The following is a 21,208-nucleotide window of genomic DNA, read 5'->3' as shown; positions in this document are numbered from 1 at the left end:
TGGTGGGAGCGGGCTTGTTCGCGAAGCGGTCGTGTCAGTCGGTATCAAGGGTGGATGACACTGCGCTTTCGCGAGCAAGCCCGCTCCCACGGGACATTGCGTTGGGTTGGATAGATTCATTTCACGGCGCCGAACGACAAACCGCGCACCAGTTGTTTTTGGCTGATCCAGCCGAAGATCAGGATCGGCGCACACGCCAGGGTCGAGACTGCCGACAACTTGGCCCAGAACAACCCTTCGGGACTCGAATACGAGGCGATCAGCGCGGTCAGTGGTGCGGCTTTTGACGAGGTCAGGTTCAGCGACCAGAAAGCCTCGTTCCAGCACAGGATCAGCGACAGCAGCACCGTCGAGGCCAGGCCGCCCTTGGCGATCGGCAGCAGCACGCGAACCATTTCCTGCCACAGCGTGGCGCCGTCGAGCCGGGCGGCTTCGAGGATGTCTTTGGGAATGTCCTTGAAGTAGGTGTAAATCATCCAGACCACGATGGGCAGGTTGATCAGCGTGTAGATGACGATCAGGGCCGTGCGCGTGTCGAGCAGGCCGAAACTCTTGGCCAGCAGGTAGATCGGCATCAGCACGCCCACCGGCGGCAGCATTTTGGTGGAGAGCATCCACAGCAGCGTGCCTTTGGTGCGCTGGGTTTCGTAGAACGCCATCGAGTACGCCGCCGGCACCGCGATCAGCAGGGACAGGGCGGTGGCGCTGAAGGAAATCACCACCGAGTTCCAGGCGAAACTGAAGTAGTCGCTGCGCTCGTTGATGTGCAGGTAGTTCTCCAGCGTCGGCGTGAAGATGAACTGTGGCGGCGTGGCAAACGCGTCGATTTCGCTCTTGAAACTGGTCAGCACCATCCAGAAGATCGGGAAGAAAATCACGATCGCGATGGCCCAGGCCAGGGTGCCGAGCAGCAGGCTTTGCAGCCGGCGGGATTGTTGAAGAGTCATGGCAGGCCTCAGGCTTTGTCAGTCAGGTTTTTGCCGATCATCCGCACCAGAATGATCGCGGCGATGTTGGCGATGACCACGGCAATCAAACCGCCCGCCGAGGCCATGCCGACGTCGAACTGCACCAGTGCCTGGTTGTAGATCAGGTAGGCCAGGTTGGTCGAGGCGTAGCCAGGGCCACCGTTGGTGGTGGTGAAAATCTCGGCGAACACCGACAGCAGAAAGATCGTTTCGATCATCACCACCACGGCAATCGGCCGGGCGAGGTGCGGCAGGGTCAGGTGCCAGAAGATCGCGACGGGGCCAGCGCCGTCCAGGCGCGCCGCTTCTTTTTGTTCCTGGTCGAGGGACTGCATGGCGGTCATCAGAATCAGGATGGCGAAGGGCAGCCATTGCCACGAGACAATGATGATGATCGACAGCAGCGGGTAGTGCGCCAGCCAGTCCACCGGCTGCGCGCCGAACAGCTTCCAGACGTAGGCGAGGATTCCGGAGACCGGATGAAAGATCAGGTTCTTCCAGATCAGAGCGCCGACCGTGGGCATGATGAAGAACGGCGAAATCAGCATCACCCGCACGATTCCGCGACCGAGGAACTCGCTGGCTTCAAGCAGAGCGCTGATCAATACACCGAACACCACGCTGATCAGCAACACACTGCCGACCAGCAACAACGTATTGGTGGCGCCGGGCAGGAAGCCGGAGTCGGTCAGGAAGTAAGTGAAGTTCTCAAGCCCGACGAACTGGTTTTCACCGGGGTAAAGCAGGTTGTAGCGGATCAACGAGAAGTAGACGGTCATGCCCAGCGGCACAATCATCCAGAGCAGCAACAGGGCCACTGAAGGGCTGACCAGAAACCAGCCGGGATTGGCCAAACGGCTTTTGCGCTGTGGCTGGGCGAGGTCGATGTGGGCTTTGGCAGTTGAAGTATTCATGGTGATCACAACCGAGTCATACAGACCTATGGAGATCCCATGTGGAAGCGAGCCTGCTCGCGAAAGCGGTGGATCAGTGCCATGTGTATTGGCTGGTACGACGCCTTCGCGAGCAGGCTCGCTGCCACAGGAGGCAGGAGCGAGCCTTACGGATTACTTGGGATAACCGGCGCGCTTCATCGCGCGTTCGGTGGTTTGCTGGGCGGCTTCCAAGGCTTGATCCACCGTGGTCTGGCCGATCAATGCCGCCGAGAACAGCTTGCCGACCTGGGTACCGACGGCCTGGAACTCAGGAATGGTCACCAATTGAATACCGATGTAAGGCACCGGTTTTAGCGTCGGTTTGCTCGGGTCCGCCGCCTTGAGCGATTCCAGCGTCACTTTGGCGAACGGCGCGGCGCTCATGTAGGCATCGCTGTAGGTCGAGGCACGCGTGCCTGGCGGTACGTTGGCGATACCGTCGGTTTTGGCTACCAGTTCGCCGTACTCTTTGGAGGTCGCCCAAGCACTGAATTCTTTCGCGGCGTCTTTGGCTTTGGAGCTGGTCGGAATCGCCAGCGCCCACGAATACAGCCATGCCGAACCTTTGTCGGTGACCTGATGGGGCGCAAAGGTGAAGCCGACGTGATCAGCGACCTTGCTCTGAGTCTTGTCGGTCACAAACGAGCCGGCGACGCTGGCATCGACCCAGATTGCGCATTTGCCGCTGTTGAACAAGGCGAGGTTTTCGTTGAAACCGTTGCTGGACGCACCCGGCGGGCCGGATTTCTTCATGGTGTTGACGTAGAAGTTCAGCGCGTTTTTCCACTCAGGGCCGTTGAATTGCGGCTGCCATTTTTCATCGAACCAGCGTGCGCCATAAGCGTTGGCGATGGTGGTGACCAGCGCCATGTTCTCGCCCCAACCGGCTTTGCCACGCAGGCAGATGCCGTACTGCTCTTTGTCTTTGTGGGTGAGTTTTTCGGCGAAGCCTGCAATCTGCTCCCAGGTCGGACGCTCGGGCATGGTCAGGCCGGCTTCCTTGAACAGATCGGTGCGGTAATAGGTGATCGAGCTTTCGGCATAGAACGGCAAGGCGTACAGCGAACCCTTGACCGACAGGCCTTCGCGCACCGACGGGAACACGTCGTCGAGGGCGTAACTGGCCGGCAGATCCTTCATCGGTTCCAGCCAGCCCTTGGCGCCCCACAGTGCCGCTTCGTACATGCCGATGGTCAACACGTCGAACTGGCCACCCTGGGTGGCGATGTCGGTGGTCAGGCGTTGGCGCAGGACGTTTTCTTCCAGTACCACCCAATTGAGCTTGATGTCCGGATGCTCGGTCTCGAAGGTTTTCGAGAGCTTTTGCATGCGAATCATGTCGCTGTTGTTCACGGTGGCGATGGTCAGGGTCTGGGCGCCAAGGCTGACGCTGCTGAGGGTCATGCAGGTGAGGGCAAGCAGAGCTTTTGCAGTGGGTTGCATCGTGCACTCCTTTTCTGCGTCCGGAGGGAGGCAGAAGGACAGTTATTGTTTTTGTGTCTTCCTGTGCAGGAAGAATGTGCGCTGATTACAGCCTTCAATCGACGGACTGACAAATCATCCGTCGCACTCTGATCGATACTTTCTTGCACTGGGCTTTGGGGCGATTAACGCAGGGCAGGGGATTTCAGCGAAGGGAGGGTGTCGGATACGTACAGGTTGTGAGCCAAAAACAGAACAAAGCCTGTAGGAAGTGTCAGGTGTGGTTCTGTTCGGTCAGGCGCTGCACGGCGAGGCGTCGATAATGCGAGGGCGTCATGCCCTTGAGTTGCTGAAACCGCCGATTGAAGTTGGAAATGTTGTTGAAGCCCGACTCAAAACACACGTCAGTTACCGGTTTGTCGCCATCGGCCAGCAGTTCGCAGGACTTGCTGATGCGCAGGCGATTGACGAATTCGATGAAGTTGCGCCCGGTCGCCTGTTTGAACACACGGCTGAAATAGGTCGGCGTCATGCCCAGATGCTCGGCGACTTCCTCCAGTGAAATATCCCGGGCGTAGTGGCTGAAGATGTAATCAACAGCGCGGTTGGTGCGGTCGATGTTGTGCTCATCCGCCAATTGCGGCGTGGTGGCGCCGGACAACAACTGAAAATCATCGCTGGCGGCGAGCAATTCCATCAGGATGAAAAAGTGTCCGAGGCGGGTAATCCCCTGAGTGTCGGCGATCCGCTGCATCAGCGCCATGGCCTGACGGATCGTCCGTTTGCAGCGGAATTCGATGCCGTACTGAGCTCGCTCCAACAGCGGTGCCAGGGTTTTCAGTTCGGTGAACACCTGATGGCCGCTCTCGAACAACTCATCCGTGAAATTGACCAGCATGTCGCGCTTCTCGACCACTTCGTGTTCGGCCACCTGGCTGATCCAGTTGTGCGGCAGGTTGGGGCCGGTGAGAAACAGGGTTTCGGGATAGAAGTTGCCGATGTAGTCGCCAATGAACACCTTGCCTGAGCTGGCGACGATCAGGTGCAGTTCGTATTCCTTGTGGAAATGCCAACGCACCAGCGGGCAGGGGAAGCCGTGCTGGCGGTAGATGATGGACAACCCGTTGTGGTCATCCATCAACTCGTAAGAAGGGTCGGTCACGCGGGCGGTTCGGTTCATGGCCTGCTACTTTGTTGTTATCGCCTGCTGATCATGCCTCGTTCGACGTGTGATGTGCCAGTTCGCTCTGACCGCATGCTCTGACCGGGCTCAAGCGGGCTGTGCACGAAGTACCAGCGTCGACTTCTCGATGGCTTTTTCCAGATTGGCCATTTGACAAAAAGACACGATGTTCGAGTTTTTTATAAAGTCGAAGTTAATGATGTTGCACTTCTTCGCCCAGTCCGTTTGGGTGGGGTCAAACCAGGTGTCCAGTTCATTCAGAATTCGCTGCGGGCCACCGACTGTATAGCTCGTCGCAGACAGCGACCAGAGTCGCCACTGGGTCGGTGGGCTGTCTAAAACCTCTGTGATGTAACGGTGCAGGTCAGAAACAGTGACCAGCGACTGGCCAATCCATTTGTGTTGGATCTGTTCATGAAAGCGGTGGTCTCGAGTGTCCCAGCTCATGGGGGCCGCCACCAGGATCCTTTGCAGGGGGCTGATGTCTTTTAACTGACCTAGTGTCAAACCTGCGTTTTCCTGCACAATCATCCGCTCGCCCAGATGTTTCAGCATTAACTGTTTGAATTCTTCGTGATTGAATTCACTGCTGCCTCCCTTGAGTTCATGGAAGTCCAGAATGATGAATTCATTGGGACTTCTTTCCAAAAACGCCTGGACCGCGAGCATGAGATCGCCAAGGTTGCGATTGGAGCGATAGCCGTTGTGCTGAAAGCGAAACTTTTCCAGACCCTGGCCTTCTTTGTCATAAATCAATCGTGCGTCCAGCGCTCTGGCGCCACGATTGAGTTGCGAATAAAAAGAAATGTCCTGGCACGCGAGCCAGTTCTTGCCCGGGAACAAGGAGAAGGAAGCTTCCCAGTCACAGCCGGCATTATGGGCGCCGGGTAGTGTCAATTCACGCAGTGACAGATTGTCGATCTGCGGGGTTGCAGTTATCCATTGAGTCAGGGGTAAGTCGTTCGATTGGAAATCATTCATGTTGTACATCCGGCAGTATTAATAATGGTAGGTCGACGTTTCGACGTGCAGGATGTTTATAGTGGATGGCGTTTGATCAGCCAATGCTTGTTTGAATGCAAGTTATTTAACAGTTAGGGTGTTGGTAGATCTTCGTAGTTTGTTGGTTGTGTTGTTTTGGCTTTTTCAACGGCTTTCTCGATATTGGCATTTTTGCAATGCGATACAATCCTGGCGTTTTCAATGAAATCAAAATTGATAATGTTGCATCTTTTAGCCCAGTCGGTGCTGGAAGGGTGAAACCAAGTGTCCAGATGGCCGAGAATGCGTTGTGGCCCGCCGAGCGTATAGCACGTTGCGGAGAGCGACCAAAGCCATCGTTTGTCCGGGGGGTTGCTTAAAATACGGTCGATGTAGCGGTGCAGGTCAGAAGCGTCGACAATGGATTGCCCGATCCACCGATGAATCACTGCATCATGAATCCGGTTATCGTCTGTACTTCCTGATACAGGCGCGGCCAGTAATATCCTTTGCCGCGGCGCACGTGCCTTCAATTGACCCAGGGTCAGATGCAGAGATTCCAATGGAATGAGTTGCTCGCCCAGCGTGCGCAGGATCACCTGTTTAAATTCGTCGTAATTGAATCCAGTTGCACCACTTTTCAGTTCATGAAAGTCCAGAATGATGAACTCGTCCGGATTTTTTTGAAGGAACTCCTTGACGTCACGAACAAGGTCGTCAAGCGTGCGGGAGGAACAATAGCCACCATGTTGGAATCTGAACCGTTCAATATCTCTCGCTTGGCTGTCATAAAATAATCGAAGGTCGAGTGCTCGGGCGCCACGATTCAGTTGGCCAGCAAAAGAGACATCCTGACATGCCAGCCAGTTCGCGCCAGGAAGTGGCCAGTTTACAGGGAGTAACTGACAGATCAGCCAGTTTGGACATTGGATCAGTTGATCGTAAGAGGCGTTCCAGTCACACCCGGCATTATGCGCGCCCGGTAATGTCAATTCGCGCAGTGACAAGTTGTCAATGCCCGGTGTTTTACTCATCCAGTCATGGCTGGAGAGTCTTTCAATGTATCCATTATTCATGTGGTGTGTCCTGCATGTGTTGATAGTTGTGCTATCTGAAATGACATGCAGGCTGTTTATAAGTATCAGGGTTTGATGGTGCAATCTCTATATTAATGCGAGTTGTGTGGTCGTGCGGATTCACGCGTTACGGGTCGGCTGGGTATCGCGGTTTTTTGCTTCAATCCACTGAGCCATATATTGAGTACTTTTATGAGCGTGATGGCGCAGCATGCTGCCAATAAAGTTTCGGGTCCTGCGTTCATGTAAGTGTTTTTGGCAATCACGCAGTTTTTCAATTAGCGCCGGCGCGTGTGTTGCCCGTTGGTAACGCTTGCCGAGCAGCGCGGCTCCGGCCAGGTGGCCTGCTTGCCAATCTGCCGGGCAGCGATAAAGCCGTACGGCGGCGTCGGCCAATTGCACTGCGCTGCGGGTGATCGCGCCCGGCCAGGGTTCCTCGTCATGCATGCCTTCCGCGCCAATGGGGGTGGTGACGCTGGGCGTGCCGCACAGCATGGCGTCCACCAGTTTTCCCTTGATGCCGGCGCCAAAACGCAGCGGTGCCAGACATACCCGTGCCGCTGACATGACCTGTAACGCGTCCTCCGCCCAGTTCATTATGTGAAAACCCTGCGCTGCATTGTGCAATGCCATGGCTTTAGGGGGCGTGTAGGCGCCATAGATGTGTAACTGCGCATCCGGCAGTTGTTGACGGATGAGTGGCCAGATCGTGGATTTCATCCAGAGTACGGCGTCCCAGTTAGGCGCATGACGAAAGTTACCGATGCTGAGAAAGTTCGCCCGAGCCTCAAACGCCTTCGGTTCAGTGGTTGGCAACTCCACCATCAATGGGCACCAATGCAGCAACTCGCGTGGTAATCCGAATTGTTTGACCAACAACTCGATTTCTACTTCGGAGATCATCAGATTCAGGTCGCAACGATACAGCGCCGCCACTTCCCGTTTGGCCAGATCGGTGGTGGCCATCAATTCGAATTCTTCGCGCAAGGCCGGCGCAAACAAAACGCTGAAGTCATCCTGATCGGCAGAGACTTTCAACCGCTCCTTGAGTCGCTGGTGACGGGCATGGCGCAAGCTTTGCAGATCTGACGTTTCCAGCACCCGCAGGGCGTCAGGACAGCATTTTTCGACGCGCCAGCCGAACTGCTCTTCCATCATGAACTGGTCGAACAGCACGATATCCGGACGCAACTCGCTGATGAACATATCGAAGCTGCTGTTGTTCAGTTCGATCGACACTTCGCGGATGCCCAGCGCGCCAAGGTCGGCTTTATGTGCTCCGGGGCTGGCGGGGCTGCTGAAAGTGATGTCCCAACCTTGCTGCACAAAGGTGTCGAGGATCTGCATGACGTGCCCGCTTGCTGCCGAAGAACGGGGCTCGGGCCAGACGTAGCCGATGACCAGAACTTTGGTGACGGTGGGCTGAATCATGAGTGTGATCCTCGGCAGCAGACAGGTAGGCAAAAAAAGGGCGCAATTAAACCACAGAGATGGCTGCTCGCGCCTGGCCTTCGAAGTAAACATTCTTTGGTATCTTGTCCATAAGCGTTTGCCCATTGAACAACGATGGAAGCTAACGTTTGTGTATTGCTCTCCGATCAGTGATGTAAAAATTGCTAATAACTATAGCCTATGTAACTTTGGGGGAGATTGGTAGTTTCTTGGTCGTCCACAGTAGTTAAGTAAGTGCAGTTCGCATTTTATGCTGTGCGGGGAGAAAAACATGAGTAAGCAGTTGCCAGGCATTTACGATGATGCCGACGATTCGTTGTTGTGGTTGCTGGATCCATTGGCAGATTTGGAAACCGTTTTGGCAGCACCCAGAACGGAAACGGTCAGCCTGGCCATGCCTGAGCAAGGTGTGGTTGATGGTGTTGATGTAAATAAATTGGCTGGAGAAATATTAGCGGGTTGTGCCGTCATCACGGATCCAGTGAGTTTTGATCCTGCCTACTTTATTCGTGAGTGCATTGATGAAGCCATAGTGAGTATTGTGTCCGATGAAGAGACGCGTGAGCGCATTCAATATGACAGCCGCATAGCGGTTAAATATTACGCGCTGGAGCCCCCCACGCACAGCGACTCGCTGGCGAGCACTAAAAAGCCTGTCGTCTGGGAAGAGAAAGAATTCACCTTGGCGGAGATCTGTACGGACTATCACCTGCGGCAACTAAAAGGCTTCTACGGGAAAGAAGTAAAATGGCCAGACTATTATCCTTCCGAATTGGTCGCTGTTTTCAATGACGCGGATTATCAGACTGACTTCAAGCTCTATGTGAGCGACCGGCTGCAAAATCCAGCTGTTAGCGCTTTCGGTAGGTTGTTAAAAAAAGCAGAGTTGAACAAGTTGGTTGTAGAGTTTATCAAGAGTGGTACGCGTGCCGTTGAAGATCAGATCGTCGCTTACGAATACCTCAAAGGCCTGATAAAACCGCGGCTTATCAACTTGCACAGCGATCCCGACTTGAGAGTCGATAACGCCGTGTTTATCGGTCGAGGGAATCTGGATCGAGGCGTGGTGTTCTTCCTCGGTGAAGACAGTGCAGCCTTCGAGTTTCCCGCCGGTCATGACGCAAGAGGCAAGTTCGTAGAGAGCAATGTTGATTTTCAGAAGCGCTTGTTAAAGCGCGTTGCTCTGCGTGACCAGCAAAAATCTTATGTCCATGATTTCAAGTATCGGGGGATGGAATTCCCCCTTTTTGCGACACGTCCAAACTATCGGGAGTTGGTGTTTCGATCCAGTTCGGATATAGGTCAGGATTTATTCGATCGCCAGATCAAACGGGGGCTGGCCGATATTGATACGCTGGTTTCGACACAGGCCGAACGCTGGACCGATTTTGCCTTGGAGGCTGCGGGATATCTTCTGCAGATTATTGCGTTTACCGCCTCTTTGCCTTACGGCGGGACGGGAGCGTTTGCTTCCGCTCCGATACGTATGTTGATTCCTTTCCTGGTGGGGCTCGGTAGTTCTGCGACGGACTTGATCCGCGCCGAAATATCGGATGACCCCTCTGAAGCAGAGCGCCTGAGGATCAGCGCGGCGATCGGCGTGTTGGCCGAACTGGCGGGGCCTATTGCTGAAAAGCTCGTCGGTAGAGCATTGTAGAAAGTCGCCAAGAAGGAGATTGGCAAGCGAGTTGTCCTGGCGCTCAAAAACAGCAATCGTCCCTCCGTTTTTCGCGGATCGGCTACGCGTCTTCGTCGACAGTTGGCGAGCACCACCGGAAAGGAAATCCCCGAGGCTGGCAAAGGTTTGCTAGTGGCCGGTTATCTGGATGAGCTGGCCTCAGGGCCAGGCGTGGCACAGACATTGGCGACCGATACTCAGGTTGTGCGCCTTTCTGGTCCGGAAAAGGGCTTCGTTTATCAGGGCTTCGTTTTCCGTGGTGATATGCGCGATCCGTCAATCATTTTCGAGAGGGGATTCAGTCAACGCGTTCGAATCAAACACCTTGACCAGGTCAATGGTTTGAAAGGCGGCTATGGCGGTGCCCACGACGCGCTCAGCCCCGACGGCGCGGGTATTTCCACTTCTGCTTTCTATAAAAAGGACGGTGCCGGCGCTTTTGTTTATGGCGGCCAGAAAGGTGGATACACCTATTTCATCGACGCACGGCAGATGGAAGGTTTTCATTTATATGCCAATACCGAACTTGCCTTTCGGCCGCATTCGGGCTTGAAGACTCTACCCCCTTTGGAAATCAATTATGCCGTCGATCTGCCGCCGGGCTTGATTCTGGGAGCTTACGATTCGCATGGAAAGTTCATTTCGAACCCCAAGGCAATCAACCGGGCGATTGCAGCAAGCGATGCCAGTCTGTTTGCAGGTGGGGGGCGAGAGGTGGGTCACAAATTCCGCGAGCCACTGGACGGTGAGGAATTATTCTCCAATCTTGATTTCGGTAACGAATCGGTAAGCGCTCAGGAAAGTAGTGCGGCTGCTCAGCAGTCTGTCCGGGCGCCTGCACAACCGGCGCCAGGGAAGGTGAGTATCGATGACATCACCGCCTTCAGAGAGCGGCAAAAAGCCAAGCGCGATCGCACGAGTGGTTAAGACTTGAGCAATCAGAGGGCTCGTCCACTCTGGTACCCCGGATAAACGCGGCAGACAGGTTTCAAAGGTGTTCATGAACCCAAGCGGCAGAGCCGGTTTTCAGCGTTCCAGAATGCCTTTGACCTTGTCCCTCAACTGGTCAATCGAAAAGGGTTTGCCAATGACTTGCATACCCGCCGTTACTTCGATGTTTTCCGCGTATCCACTGGCAAACAGGATTGGCAGAGCAGGCCGCAACAGGCGTGCTTGATTGGCCAGTTCACGACCATCCATACCCGGCAGGCCCACATCGGTCATCATCAAGTCAATGTGTTGAGCCTCATCATTAAGAAGCTTCAGCGCCTGCTCGCCACCCTCCGCTTCCAGTACCTTGAAATCCAGTTCCTCCAGCACATCGATGATCAGCATGCGCACGATGGCATCGTCTTCGACTACAAGGATGGTGGATGCGTTGGCGGACATAATAAAAGCTCTCAAGGGTGGGATTCAGGGGCGTCAGCCGATCAGATGTGATGGGCTCATGCATGAGTAAGTGGCGCATAGCCACAAGTTCCCGGATCGATACAAAAAAGATTAGCTGCATACGGGCGAGCAAGGATAACTGTTGGCGTGACGCAAGACGCGGGCATTTGTAGGAATTTGCTGCTCAAACAGTCAGAAAAATAGATCCACCTTGCCGTTTTGGGGCAAACTCTGTGATTTTCAACAGTTCGACAAGGCTGCCACATGTCCTCTCCGTCTTCGGTTGATGAGCAACGGTTCCGCAAACTCCTGAGTCGCAACGTCAGCCTGCCGCTGGGTGTTGGCGTGCTCAGTGCGGTGTTCTTCGTGTCGCTGATCACTTATCTGCTGTCGGTCATCCAGTGGGTCGAGCACACCGACCGCGTGATCAATAACGCCAACGAAGCGGTGAAGCTCACCGTGGACCTGGAAACCGGCATGCGCGGTTTCTTGCTCAGCGGTGATGAGCATTTCCTTGATCCCTACGAAACAGCCAAACCGCGAGTCAACGTGGCGCTCGAAACCTTGCTTGAGTTGACTGCCGACAACCCGGTGCAGACTGATCGTTTGCGTCGTCTTCAGGCGTTGCAGACCGAGTGGGCAAACTATGCAAAATCGATGATCGATTTGCAGCGTTCCAGCGGTGACTATAAAGCGGCGGTCCAGGCCGGGCGCGGCAAGCGCCTGACCGACGAGATCCGCAAGCAGTTCGAAGACGTGATCGACATGGAGCAGCAGTTGCGTGCCTCGCGCAACGAAGACGTGCGCCACACCACGATCTGGAGCATTACCCTTTATCTGCTGTTTGTTGCCGGCATCAGCGGGCTACTGGCTTATATCGGTCGTCGTGATTTGCTCAATCTGTCCAACAGCTACAGCGCCAACCTCGCCGCGCAGCAAGCGAGTGCCAAGCGTCTGGAGCAGCAAGCATGGTTGCGCAACGGCCAGACCGAGTTGGCCGAGCAGGTGCTTGGGCAATTGACACTCAATCTGTTGGGTCGCAATATCCTGCAGTTCTGCGCGCAATACCTGGGCACTGCCGTGGCGGCACTGTACGTGCGTGAGGAGCACGGCGGTTTGAAGCGCGTGGCAACTTACGGCTTCTCCCGCGAGCAGGAAGGGCAGGAACAGTCGATTTACAGCGGCGAAGGCATCGTGGGTCAGGTGGCGCAGCAAGCGCGACTGATACGCCTCGATTCGGTACCCGCCGATTACTTCAAAGTCAGTTCTGGTCTGGGTGAAGGCCTGCCACATAGCGTGCTTGTGGTGCCAACCAGTGACGATGAACGGGTCAACGGCGTGATCGAGTTGGGCTTTTTGCGTCCACTCACCGATCGTGATATCGAATTGCTGGAGCTGATTGCCGGCAATATTGGCACGTCCATCGAAGCCGCACGCTACCGTCAACGCTTGCAGGAAGTGCTGGCCGAAACCCAGCAGCTCAACGAAGAGTTGCAGGTGCAACAGGAAGAGTTGAAAACCGCCAACGAAGAGCTGGAAGAGCAGTCACGGATCCTCAAGGAATCCCAGGCGCATCTTGAAACCCAGCAAGTGGAGCTTGAGCAGACCAACGAGCAGCTCGCAGAACAGGCACACGCTCTGGCCGAGCAGCGTGATGCCATGGATCTGAAGAACACCGAATTGAATCAGGCTCAGGTGCAACTCGAAGAGCGCGCCGAAGAGTTGCAGCGTTCGAGCAAGTACAAGTCCGAGTTCCTCGCCAACATGTCCCACGAACTGCGCACGCCGTTGAACAGTTCGTTAATCCTGGCCAAATTGCTCGCAGAAAACCCACAGGACAATCTCAGTGCCGAACAGGTCAAGTTTGCCGAGTCGATCTACTCTGCCGGCAATGACTTGCTCAACCTGATCAACGACATCCTCGATATCTCCAAGGTCGAGGCCGGAAAGCTTGAAGTGATTCCGGAAAACACCAGCGTGGCGCGTCTGGCCGACGGCCTGCGCAGCGTGTTCGAACCCATGGCGGCAGATAAGCGACTGACGTTCAGCGTCGATCTGCTCCCGGATGCGCCGACGTTGTTGTTTACTGACCGCCAGCGTTTGGAACAGGTGATCAAGAACCTGCTGTCCAACGCCTTGAAGTTCACCGAACAGGGCGCTGTCAGCCTGACCATCAGCGGTCAACCCAACGATCACATTGCCTTCATCGTGCGTGATTCGGGTATCGGTATTGCGGCGGATCAGCAGGAAAGTATTTTCGAGGCGTTCCGTCAGGCTGATGGCACCACCAACCGCAAGTACGGCGGCACCGGTCTGGGCTTGTCGATTTCCCGGGATCTGGCGACGCTGCTGGGCGGCTCGATCAGCGTCAGCAGCGTGCCGGGGCAGGGCAGTGTCTTCACACTGGTGTTGCCGCAGCAATACAACGAGTTCAGTGAAGTCTCGACCGAGCTTCTGACGTTCACGCCGCCGCCACAGACATCGACGGCGGCATTGGCGCCTGCGGTGGTGGTTTCGCCCATGGCTGCGCAGCCTATCCCGCGTTTTGCCGATGACCGCAATAACGCGCCATTCGCCACCCGCTGCATTCTGGTGGTGGAAGATGAACCGAACTTTGCGCACATCCTCTACGACCTGGCCCACGAACTCGGCTACCAGTGCCTTGTAGCCCATGGTGCGGATGAAGGTTATGACCTGGCCAAAGAGTTCGTGCCGGACGCGATCTTGCTGGACATGCGTCTGCCCGACCATTCCGGGCTGACGGTGCTACAGCGCCTGAAAGAACACGCCGAAACCCGGCACATCCCGGTGCATGTGATTTCGGTCGAAGATCGTGTCGAAGCGGCGATGCACATGGGCGCCATCGGCTATGCGGTCAAACCGACCACCCGTGAAGAACTCAAGGACGTGTTTGCCCGTCTCGAAGCCAAACTGACCCAGAAGGTCAAACGCGTGCTGCTGGTCGAAGACGACGATTTGCAGCGTGAAAGCATCGCTCGGCTGATCGGTGATGACGATATTGAAATCACCGCTGTCGGTCTGGCGCAGGACGCGCTGGAGCTGTTGCGCACGACGATCTTCGACTGCATGGTCATCGACCTGAAGCTGCCTGACATGCTCGGCAACGACCTGCTCAAGCGCATGTCCACCGAGGATATCTGCTCGTTTCCGCCCGTCATCGTCTATACCGGGCGCAACCTGACCCGCGACGAAGAAGCCGATCTGCGCAAGTACTCGCGCTCGATCATCATCAAGGGCGCGCGCTCGCCGGAACGCTTGCTCGATGAGGTGACACTCTTTCTGCACAAAGTCGAATCGCAGTTGTCCCATGAACGGCAGAAGATGCTCAAGACGGCGCGCAGCCGCGACAAGGTCTTCGAGGGACGCAAAGTGCTGCTGGTGGACGACGATGTGCGCAACATTTTCGCCCTGACCAGTGCGCTGGAGACAAAAGGTGCAGTCGTGGTGATCGGTCGTAACGGTCGCGAAGCGATTGAGAGGCTGAATGAAGTCGAGGACATCGACCTGGTGCTGATGGACGTAATGATGCCGGAAATGGATGGTTTCGAAGCCACCATTGAAATTCGCAAGAATCCGCGCTGGCGTAAACTGCCGATCATTGCGGTGACGGCCAAAGCCATGAAGGACGATCAGGAACGCTGCCTGCAGGCGGGCGCCAACGATTATCTGGCCAAGCCCATCGACCTGGATCGCTTGTTCTCGTTGATTCGCGTGTGGTTACCGAAGATGGAAAGGATTTAGTGGAGCGCGAGAATTCAGTGCATCGAAATAGCGAAATCGAATTACGGTTGTTGATTGAGGCGATCTACCTCAAGTACAGCTATGATTTTCGCGACTATTCAGGCGCTTCGATCAAGCGCCGGGTACAACACGCGTTGAGCCAGTTCGAATGCGCAACGATTTCGGCATTGCAGGAAAAAGTCCTGCACGACCCGACCGCGTTCATGCAACTGCTGCAATTGCTCACTATTCCGGTCAGCGAGATGTTTCGCGATCCGTCGCACTTCCTGGCGATTCGCCAGGAAGTGGTGCCACTGCTGAGGACTTATCCGTCGATCAAGATATGGATCGCCGGATGCAGTACGGGCGAGGAGGTCTATTCGATGGCGATTTTGCTGCGCGAAGAGGGCCTGCTGGATCGGACGATCATTTACGCCACCGATATCAATCCGCGCTCGCTGGACAAGGCCAAGCAGGGGATTTTCTCGATGGAGAACGTCCGTGCGTACACGGCCAACTATCAACAGGCCGGTGGCCAGCGATCATTCGCCGACTATTACACGGCCGCTTATGGCTACGCGATTTTCGACAAAAGCCTGTGCGAGAACGTGACGTTTGCCGATCACAGCCTGGCCACTGACAGTGTGTTCTCCGAAACCCAACTGATCTCCTGCCGCAACGTGCTGATCTACTTCAACAAGAAACTCCAGGATCGGGCGTTCGGACTGTTCCATGAATCACTTTGTCATCGTGGGTTTCTGGTGTTGGGCAGCAAGGAGACGCTGGACTTTTCCAATTATGCGAACAAGTTCGAAGCGCTGGTCAAACAAGAACGGATCTACCGCAAATCATGAGCGACGCCGTGACATTACCTCGAATCGAGGCCATTGTGATCGGTGCTTCCGCCGGTGGCGTGGAGGCATTACTGGCCTTGCTGGGGCCATTGCGAGAGGGGTTTGTGCTGCCGATTATCGTCGTGTTGCACTTGCCGCAAGAGCGCCGCAGCCAGTTGGCTGAAGTCTTCTCCCGACGTCTCGGCATGCCGGTACAAGAGGCCTGTGACAAACAGAGCATTGCTGGCGGCACCGTGTATTTCGCCACGCCGGGCTATCACCTGTCGGTGGAACAGGATCGAAGCCTGTCTTTGAGCCTTGAAGAGCGCGTGCATTATTCCCGGCCCTCGATCGATTATCTCTTTGAATCCGCGGCCGACGTCTACGGGCCGGCACTGGCTGCGGTGTTGCTGACCGGCGCCAATCACGATGGCGCGCGCGGACTGGCGCAGGTCAAACGTCTTGGCGGGCTGACCATCGTCCAGGACCCCGCTGACTCGCAGGTCGCCACCATGCCTCAAGCTGCACTGAACGTTCTGCAGCCGGATCATGTCCTACCCATTCACGGCATCGGCCGTCTGCTAGTCGAGCTGGAACGAATCGCATGCTGAGTAATATTCAAGCCAAACTGCTGATCGTCGACGATCTGCCCGAGAATCTGCTGGCCCTCGAAGCGCTGATCAAGCGCGAAGACCGCACGGTCTACAAGGCGCTCTCGGCTGACGAAGCGCTGTCGCTGTTGTTGCAGCATGAGTTCGCGATGGCCATTCTCGACGTGCAGATGCCGGGCATGAATGGCTTCGAACTGGCCGAGTTGATGCGTGGTACCGAGAAAACCAAGAACATCCCGATCATTTTTGTCAGCGCTGCCGGCCGTGAACTGAACTATGCGTTCAAAGGCTACGAAAGCGGGGCGGTGGATTTTCTGCACAAGCCGCTGGATATCCACGCGGTGAAGAGCAAGGTCAACGTTTTCGTCGACCTGTATCGCCAGAGCAAGGCCATGAAGCAACAGGTCGAAGCGCTGGAGCAGGCCCGCCGCGAGCAGGAAGCGCTGCTGCAAAAACTGCAGAGCACCCAATCGGAACTTGAGCAAGCGGTGCGGATGCGTGATGACTTCATGTCAATCGTCGCCCACGAAGTGCGCACGCCGCTCAACGGCCTGATACTCGAAACCCAGTTACGCAAGATGCACCTGGCGCGCGATAACGCCGCCGCGTTCGCACTCGACAAGATGCACGCCATGGTCGACCGCGACGAGCGGCAGATCAAAAGCCTGATCCGGCTGATCGAAGACATGCTCGACGTGTCGCGTATTCGTACCGGCAAGCTGTCGATCCGGCCGAACCGTTTTGATCTGGTGCAACTGGTCAGCCACCTGCTGCAAAATTTCGCGCAGCAGATTGAAGCAGCGGAAACCGAAGTGTCTTTCACCGCGTCAGAGCCGGTAGAAGGCAGTTGGGACGAGTTCCGAATCGAGCAAGTGATTTCGAACCTGATGACAAACGCTTTGCGTTATGGGGGCCGAAGTCCGATTCAGGTGCGGGTTTACCGTGAGGGTGACGAGGCGAGGGTCGAAGTTCAGGACCATGGAATCGGTATCAGCGAGGAGAACCAGAAGCGTATCTTTCAACAATTCGAACGGGTTAGCGCCAAGACGGTAGTGGCCGGGCTCGGATTGGGTTTGTTCATTTCCGAGCAGATCGTGGCCGCCCACGGCGGTTCCATCGTCGTCGAGAGTCAAATCAACGAGGGCGCCCTGTTTCGCGTTTGTCTGCCGATCGAGGAAAACGGCAAACCCGACGCAACCTCTGAGTGACCGCACGGTCGTATCAGCAGCTATTGACCGAACAAAGGCTTCCCATGAGCGTAGATGCACAAGATGTAGTACTTATCGTCGAAGACGAACCGAATATCTTGATGATTCTTTCCATTTATCTAAAGGATCAAGGGTATCGCGTGCTCGAGGCCGAAAACGGAGAGCAGGCGTTCGAAATCCTCGCGAGCAAGCCACATTTGGACCTGTTGATCACCGACTACCGCTTACCCGGCGGCATCTCCGGCGTGCAGATCGCCGAGCCCGCCGTGAAGTTGCGACCTGATCTGAAGGTGATTTTCATCAGCGGTTATCCGCAGGAAATCCGCGAAACCGGCAGCCCGATCACACTCAAGGCGCCGATTCTGGAAAAACCGTTCGATCTGGATGTGTTGCAGGAGAAGATTCAGGAGTTGCTGGCTTGAGGCACGCTCGTTGAACTGAATCCGCACGAGAAGCTGCCGCAGGCGCCGATCTTTTGATCTTGTTGTTCAAAGTCAAAAGATCGGCGCCTGCGGCAGCTTCTACTTTTCCGTGTTCAGTTTTTGATCATCTCGCGTACCTTGGCCGTCAGCAGATCAAAGGTGAAGGGTTTGGTGATCATCTGCATGCCCGAGTCCAAAAAACCTGCACGTACGGCCGCATGCTCGGCGTACCCGGTGATAAACAGGACTTTGAGCCCCGGTCGGTATTGCCGGCCGATCTCCGCCAGTTGCCGTCCGTTCATGCCTGGCAAGCCGACATCGCTGATCATCAGGTCAATACGCTGAGGTGAGTTGATAATCGGCACCGCAGCGTCGGCATCCGCGGCCTCCACATAGGCGTAACCCAACTCACTGAGCACGGCACTGACCAGCAAGCGAACCGCCGGGTCGTCCTCGACGATCAGCACGGTTTCGCCATCCATTGCATGCGGGGCCTGGAGGGTATCGCGGGCGGGGTGCTCACGTTCTTCACCGCGAAAGCGCGGCAGGTAGAGGTTGACGGTGGTTCCTTCATCGATTTCGCTGTCGATCGAGACATGTCCACGCGACTGCTTGCTGAAGCCATAAATCATCGACAGGCCCAGCCCGGTGCCTTGCCCGATCGGCTTGGTGGTGAAAAACGGATCGAATGCACGGTTGATCACGCTTTTGGGCATGCCGCTGCCGTTGTCGGTGACGCTCAACATCACATAATCACCGGGTTCAAGATTGGGATAGGCCTCGGTGAACTCACGGTGCAGCACCTGATTGCTCGTCTCTACCACCAGTTTTCCGCCCTCGGGCATGGCGTCGCGGGCATTGATCACCAGGTTGAGCAGGGCGCTTTCCAGTTGGTTGGGATCGGCCTCGGCGACCCACAGTTTGTCGTCCAGGCGCATGTCCAGATGAATGCTTTCGTTGAGGCTGCGTTGCAGCAGTTCGCCCATCGACAGCACCAGGCTATTCATCTGCACCGCTTTGGGGTCGAGCGACTGCCGACGCGAAAACGCCAGCAGACGGTGAGTCAGGCCGGCGGCGCGGTTGGCAGAGGTCACGCCTAGATCGATCAGGCTGTCGAGGTCTTCGGTGCGCCCTCGGGCCAGGCGTCGGCGCAGCAGCTCCAGGCTGCCGATGATCCCCGTGAGCATGTTGTTAAAGTCGTGGGCGATACCGCCAGTAAGCTGTCCGACGGCTTCCATTTTCTGCGACTGACGCAATGCTTCTTCGTTATGGCGAAGCTGCGCGGTGCGTTCTTCGACTTGTTGCTCAAGGGTTTCGAGGGTTGATTGCAGGCGGCGTTCGCTTTCGCTCAGGTCGATCAGGCGGTCGCGGGCTTCGTACTGTCGACGTCGACCGCGCAGGGCAGTCGAAACCATGCTGACTAGCGTGGCCGGATGAAACGGGCGTTCAAGAAACGTGACGTTGCCCAACTGGCTACTGAGGTGCGAGGAGGGCGCTTGTTGCTGCCCGCCATGGTGGGTGAGCAATATGATCGGCAGGTCCGACCACGCCGGTTGTTGTTCCAGATACACAAACAACGCTTCCAGCTCTGGCCCATGCAAGGCTTCGGCAGCGATCAGCAGCAGGCCGGCACCTTGCTCAAGCTGAGCGCACAGCGAGCCAAGATCGGGTGTGATCAGGCCGCCGTAACCGGCCTCGTTGAGGATCATCAGCGCAATTTGGCTGTCGCGGCCCACCGGTGCCAGAATCAGCGCCTGTTCGGCCAGCGGCATGGTCTGCGTCACAAGTTATCTTCCGAAAGCAAAGGTTTGCTCGCACCAAGGTAGGTCGGCACACCGCGCAGTACGCCTTGAAAAGCGTCCAGCGGTTCGCCGATGGTCATGCCTTGCGACGAAATACGGTATTCGCGGATTGTCGATTCATGGCTGCCGGTACGTTTCTTGATGATCGAGATCGCCCGGCGAACTTTGCCGATCGCTTCGAAGTAACGCAACAGGATCACCGTGTCGGCCAGGTAAGTGATATCGACTGGCGCCTGCATATCGCCGACCAGCCCATGCTGGGCGACGGTCATAAACGTCGCGGCACCTTTGCGGTTCAGGTACAGCAACAATTCGTGCATGTGCAGCACGAGGGCGTTCTCTTCCGGCATCGCGGCTTGGTAGCCATTGATGCTGTCGATCACCACGGTTTTGATATTGCCTTCATCGACGCAGCGGCGCACACGATGAGAGAACTCGCCGGGCGACAGCTCGGCGGCATCGACCTGCTCGATCAGCAGATTGCCCGTGGCCTGTAAGGCCTTGAGGTCGATGCCGATGTTTTTCATGCGCTCGAACAACAACCCCAGCTCTTCATCGAAAATAAAAAGCGCTGCTTTCTCACCGCGGGACACGGCTGCGGCGGCGAAAATCATCGAGATCAGCGATTTACCGGTACCCGCTGGACCAAGAATCAAGGTGCTGGAGCCCGCTTCAATGCCCCCCCCGAGCAGGGCATCCATTTCCTTGATGCCGCTGGTCAATTGCAGGCGCGCATAGTCGCCGCGGTGTTCGGCGGCCACGAGTCGAGGGAACACATGCACGCCGTCGCCCATGATGGTGAAGTCGTGGAAACCACCACGGTACTTCTGGCCGCGATACTTGACCACGCGAATGCGGCGGCGCTCGGCACCGTAGTTGGGTGTGATCTCTTCGAGACGAATCACGCCGTGGGCGACACTGTGTACGGTCTTGTCGAGTGATTCGGTGGTCAGGTCGTCGAGCAGCAAGACCGTGGCGTCGTAGCGTACGAAGTAATGCTTGATCGCCAGGATTTGCCGGCGGTAGCGCAGGGAACTTTGCGCCAGCAAACGAATTTCGGAAAGGCTGTCGAGTACCACGCGTGTCGGCTTGAAGCGTTCAACCACTTCAAAAATCTGCTTGGTCGCTTCGCCCAGTTCCAGGTCGGAGGAGTACAAAAGGCTCTGCTGGTGCTCGGCATTGAGCAGGCTTTCAGGCGGTGTCAGCTCGAAAATTTCAATATTGTCATCAAGCTCCCAGCCGTGGGAGAGCGCCCCTTGGCGCAACTCACGCTCGGTCTCGGACAGCGTAATGTACAAACAGCGTTCGCCGGCGAGTGCGCCTGCCATAAGAAAATGCAGAGCGACCGTGGTTTTGCCGGTTCCGGGCTCACCTTCGAGCAAGAACACATGTCCGCGAGATAAACCACCGGCCAGGATGTCGTCCATACCCACAATGCCGGTAGCGGCTTTTGCACTGATCAACGCGTTAGATGTAGACAAAAAATGCCCTCTCATGACTAGGGGAG

17 protein-coding genes are annotated in these 21,208 nt (G+C 56.1%); 7 read left to right on the top strand and 10 right to left on the bottom strand.

From position 1 onward, the window contains the following. Window positions 1-116: 116 nt before the first annotated feature. From AACY11_RS09560 to AACY11_RS09530, 7 genes are all read right to left on the bottom strand, one after another. The gene (locus tag AACY11_RS09560) at window positions 117-947 is read right to left on the bottom strand and encodes a carbohydrate ABC transporter permease (RefSeq protein WP_339464299.1); all 831 of its coding nucleotides are present in this window, start codon (window positions 945-947) and stop codon (window positions 117-119) included. Window positions 948-955: 8 nt separating this feature from the next. After that, on the bottom strand, window positions 956-1,882 hold the full coding sequence (locus AACY11_RS09555; protein WP_339464298.1) for a carbohydrate ABC transporter permease: 927 nt from the start codon (window positions 1,880-1,882) through the stop codon (window positions 956-958). Between the two features lie 153 nt (window positions 1,883-2,035). Further along, window positions 2,036-3,346 carry an ABC transporter substrate-binding protein gene (locus AACY11_RS09550; RefSeq protein ID WP_339464297.1) on the bottom strand — a complete coding sequence of 437 codons (1,311 nt, stop codon included), beginning with the start codon at window positions 3,344-3,346 and terminating at the stop codon, window positions 2,036-2,038. A gap of 253 nt (window positions 3,347-3,599) precedes the next feature. After that, entirely contained in the window at window positions 3,600-4,505 is a 906-nt protein-coding gene (locus AACY11_RS09545) for an AraC family transcriptional regulator (RefSeq protein ID WP_339464296.1), read from the bottom strand. Between the two features lie 90 nt (window positions 4,506-4,595). Beyond that, window positions 4,596-5,489, bottom strand: coding sequence for a phospholipase (locus AACY11_RS09540; RefSeq protein ID WP_339464295.1), 894 nt, complete (start codon window positions 5,487-5,489; stop codon window positions 4,596-4,598). A gap of 113 nt (window positions 5,490-5,602) precedes the next feature. Continuing rightward, a complete protein-coding gene (locus tag AACY11_RS09535; RefSeq protein WP_339494531.1) occupies window positions 5,603-6,565 on the bottom strand; it encodes a phospholipase in 963 nt (320 codons plus the stop codon). Window positions 6,566-6,685: 120 nt separating this feature from the next. Further along, the gene (locus tag AACY11_RS09530; RefSeq protein WP_339494554.1) at window positions 6,686-7,996 is read right to left on the bottom strand and encodes a glycosyltransferase; all 1,311 of its coding nucleotides are present in this window, start codon (window positions 7,994-7,996) and stop codon (window positions 6,686-6,688) included. A 292-nt stretch (window positions 7,997-8,288) separates the two neighbouring features. On the opposite strand from AACY11_RS09530, the gene AACY11_RS09525 reads away from it, so the two are divergent. Continuing rightward, window positions 8,289-9,674 carry a hypothetical protein gene (locus AACY11_RS09525; protein ID WP_339494530.1) on the top strand — a complete coding sequence of 462 codons (1,386 nt, stop codon included), beginning with the start codon at window positions 8,289-8,291 and terminating at the stop codon, window positions 9,672-9,674. Between the two features lie 153 nt (window positions 9,675-9,827). Further along, complete coding sequence (locus tag AACY11_RS09520; RefSeq protein ID WP_339494529.1) at window positions 9,828-10,622, top strand: hypothetical protein; 795 nt, start codon at window positions 9,828-9,830, stop codon at window positions 10,620-10,622. A 99-nt stretch (window positions 10,623-10,721) separates the two neighbouring features. Here AACY11_RS09520 and AACY11_RS09515 read toward each other — a convergent pair whose 3' ends face one another. Further along, window positions 10,722-11,084 carry a response regulator gene (locus tag AACY11_RS09515; RefSeq protein WP_339464291.1) on the bottom strand — a complete coding sequence of 121 codons (363 nt, stop codon included), beginning with the start codon at window positions 11,082-11,084 and terminating at the stop codon, window positions 10,722-10,724. 264 nt (window positions 11,085-11,348) lie between these two features. Between AACY11_RS09515 and AACY11_RS09510 the strand changes: the two genes are divergently transcribed. From AACY11_RS09510 to AACY11_RS09490, 5 genes are read left to right on the top strand one after another with little or no spacing between them, the layout of a single operon-like run. Next, window positions 11,349-14,846 carry a response regulator gene (locus tag AACY11_RS09510; RefSeq protein ID WP_339494528.1) on the top strand — a complete coding sequence of 1,166 codons (3,498 nt, stop codon included), beginning with the start codon at window positions 11,349-11,351 and terminating at the stop codon, window positions 14,844-14,846. After that, on the top strand, window positions 14,846-15,679 hold the full coding sequence (locus tag AACY11_RS09505; RefSeq protein ID WP_339464288.1) for a CheR family methyltransferase: 834 nt from the start codon (window positions 14,846-14,848) through the stop codon (window positions 15,677-15,679). Before AACY11_RS09510 ends, AACY11_RS09505 begins: the two co-directional genes overlap by 1 nt. After that, window positions 15,676-16,269 carry a chemotaxis protein CheB gene (locus tag AACY11_RS09500; RefSeq protein ID WP_339464286.1) on the top strand — a complete coding sequence of 198 codons (594 nt, stop codon included), beginning with the start codon at window positions 15,676-15,678 and terminating at the stop codon, window positions 16,267-16,269. Before AACY11_RS09505 ends, AACY11_RS09500 begins: the two co-directional genes overlap by 4 nt. Next, window positions 16,263-17,477 (top strand): hybrid sensor histidine kinase/response regulator, encoded by a 1,215-nt coding sequence (locus AACY11_RS09495; protein ID WP_339464285.1) that lies wholly within the window; start codon window positions 16,263-16,265, stop codon window positions 17,475-17,477. Before AACY11_RS09500 ends, AACY11_RS09495 begins: the two co-directional genes overlap by 7 nt. Window positions 17,478-17,521: 44 nt before the next feature. Next, window positions 17,522-17,899 carry a response regulator gene (locus AACY11_RS09490; RefSeq protein WP_221729806.1) on the top strand — a complete coding sequence of 126 codons (378 nt, stop codon included), beginning with the start codon at window positions 17,522-17,524 and terminating at the stop codon, window positions 17,897-17,899. Between the two features lie 113 nt (window positions 17,900-18,012). Here the strand turns inward: AACY11_RS09490 and AACY11_RS09485 are convergent, their stop codons facing one another. Then, window positions 18,013-19,683 (bottom strand): response regulator, encoded by a 1,671-nt coding sequence (locus AACY11_RS09485; RefSeq protein WP_339464284.1) that lies wholly within the window; start codon window positions 19,681-19,683, stop codon window positions 18,013-18,015. Beyond that, window positions 19,680-21,182 (bottom strand): ATPase domain-containing protein, encoded by a 1,503-nt coding sequence (locus AACY11_RS09480; protein ID WP_339464283.1) that lies wholly within the window; start codon window positions 21,180-21,182, stop codon window positions 19,680-19,682. Before AACY11_RS09480 ends, AACY11_RS09485 begins: the two co-directional genes overlap by 4 nt. Window positions 21,183-21,208 lie beyond the last annotated feature (26 nt).

The sequence above is a fragment of the Pseudomonas sp. RA_105y_Pfl2_P56 genome (assembly GCF_963970845.1).
In the GTDB taxonomy this organism is placed as follows: Bacteria; Pseudomonadota; Gammaproteobacteria; order Pseudomonadales; family Pseudomonadaceae; genus Aquipseudomonas; species Aquipseudomonas baetica_A.
Note: the sequence above shows the minus strand (reverse complement) of the source record. Positions and strands in the feature narration are given on the sequence as shown.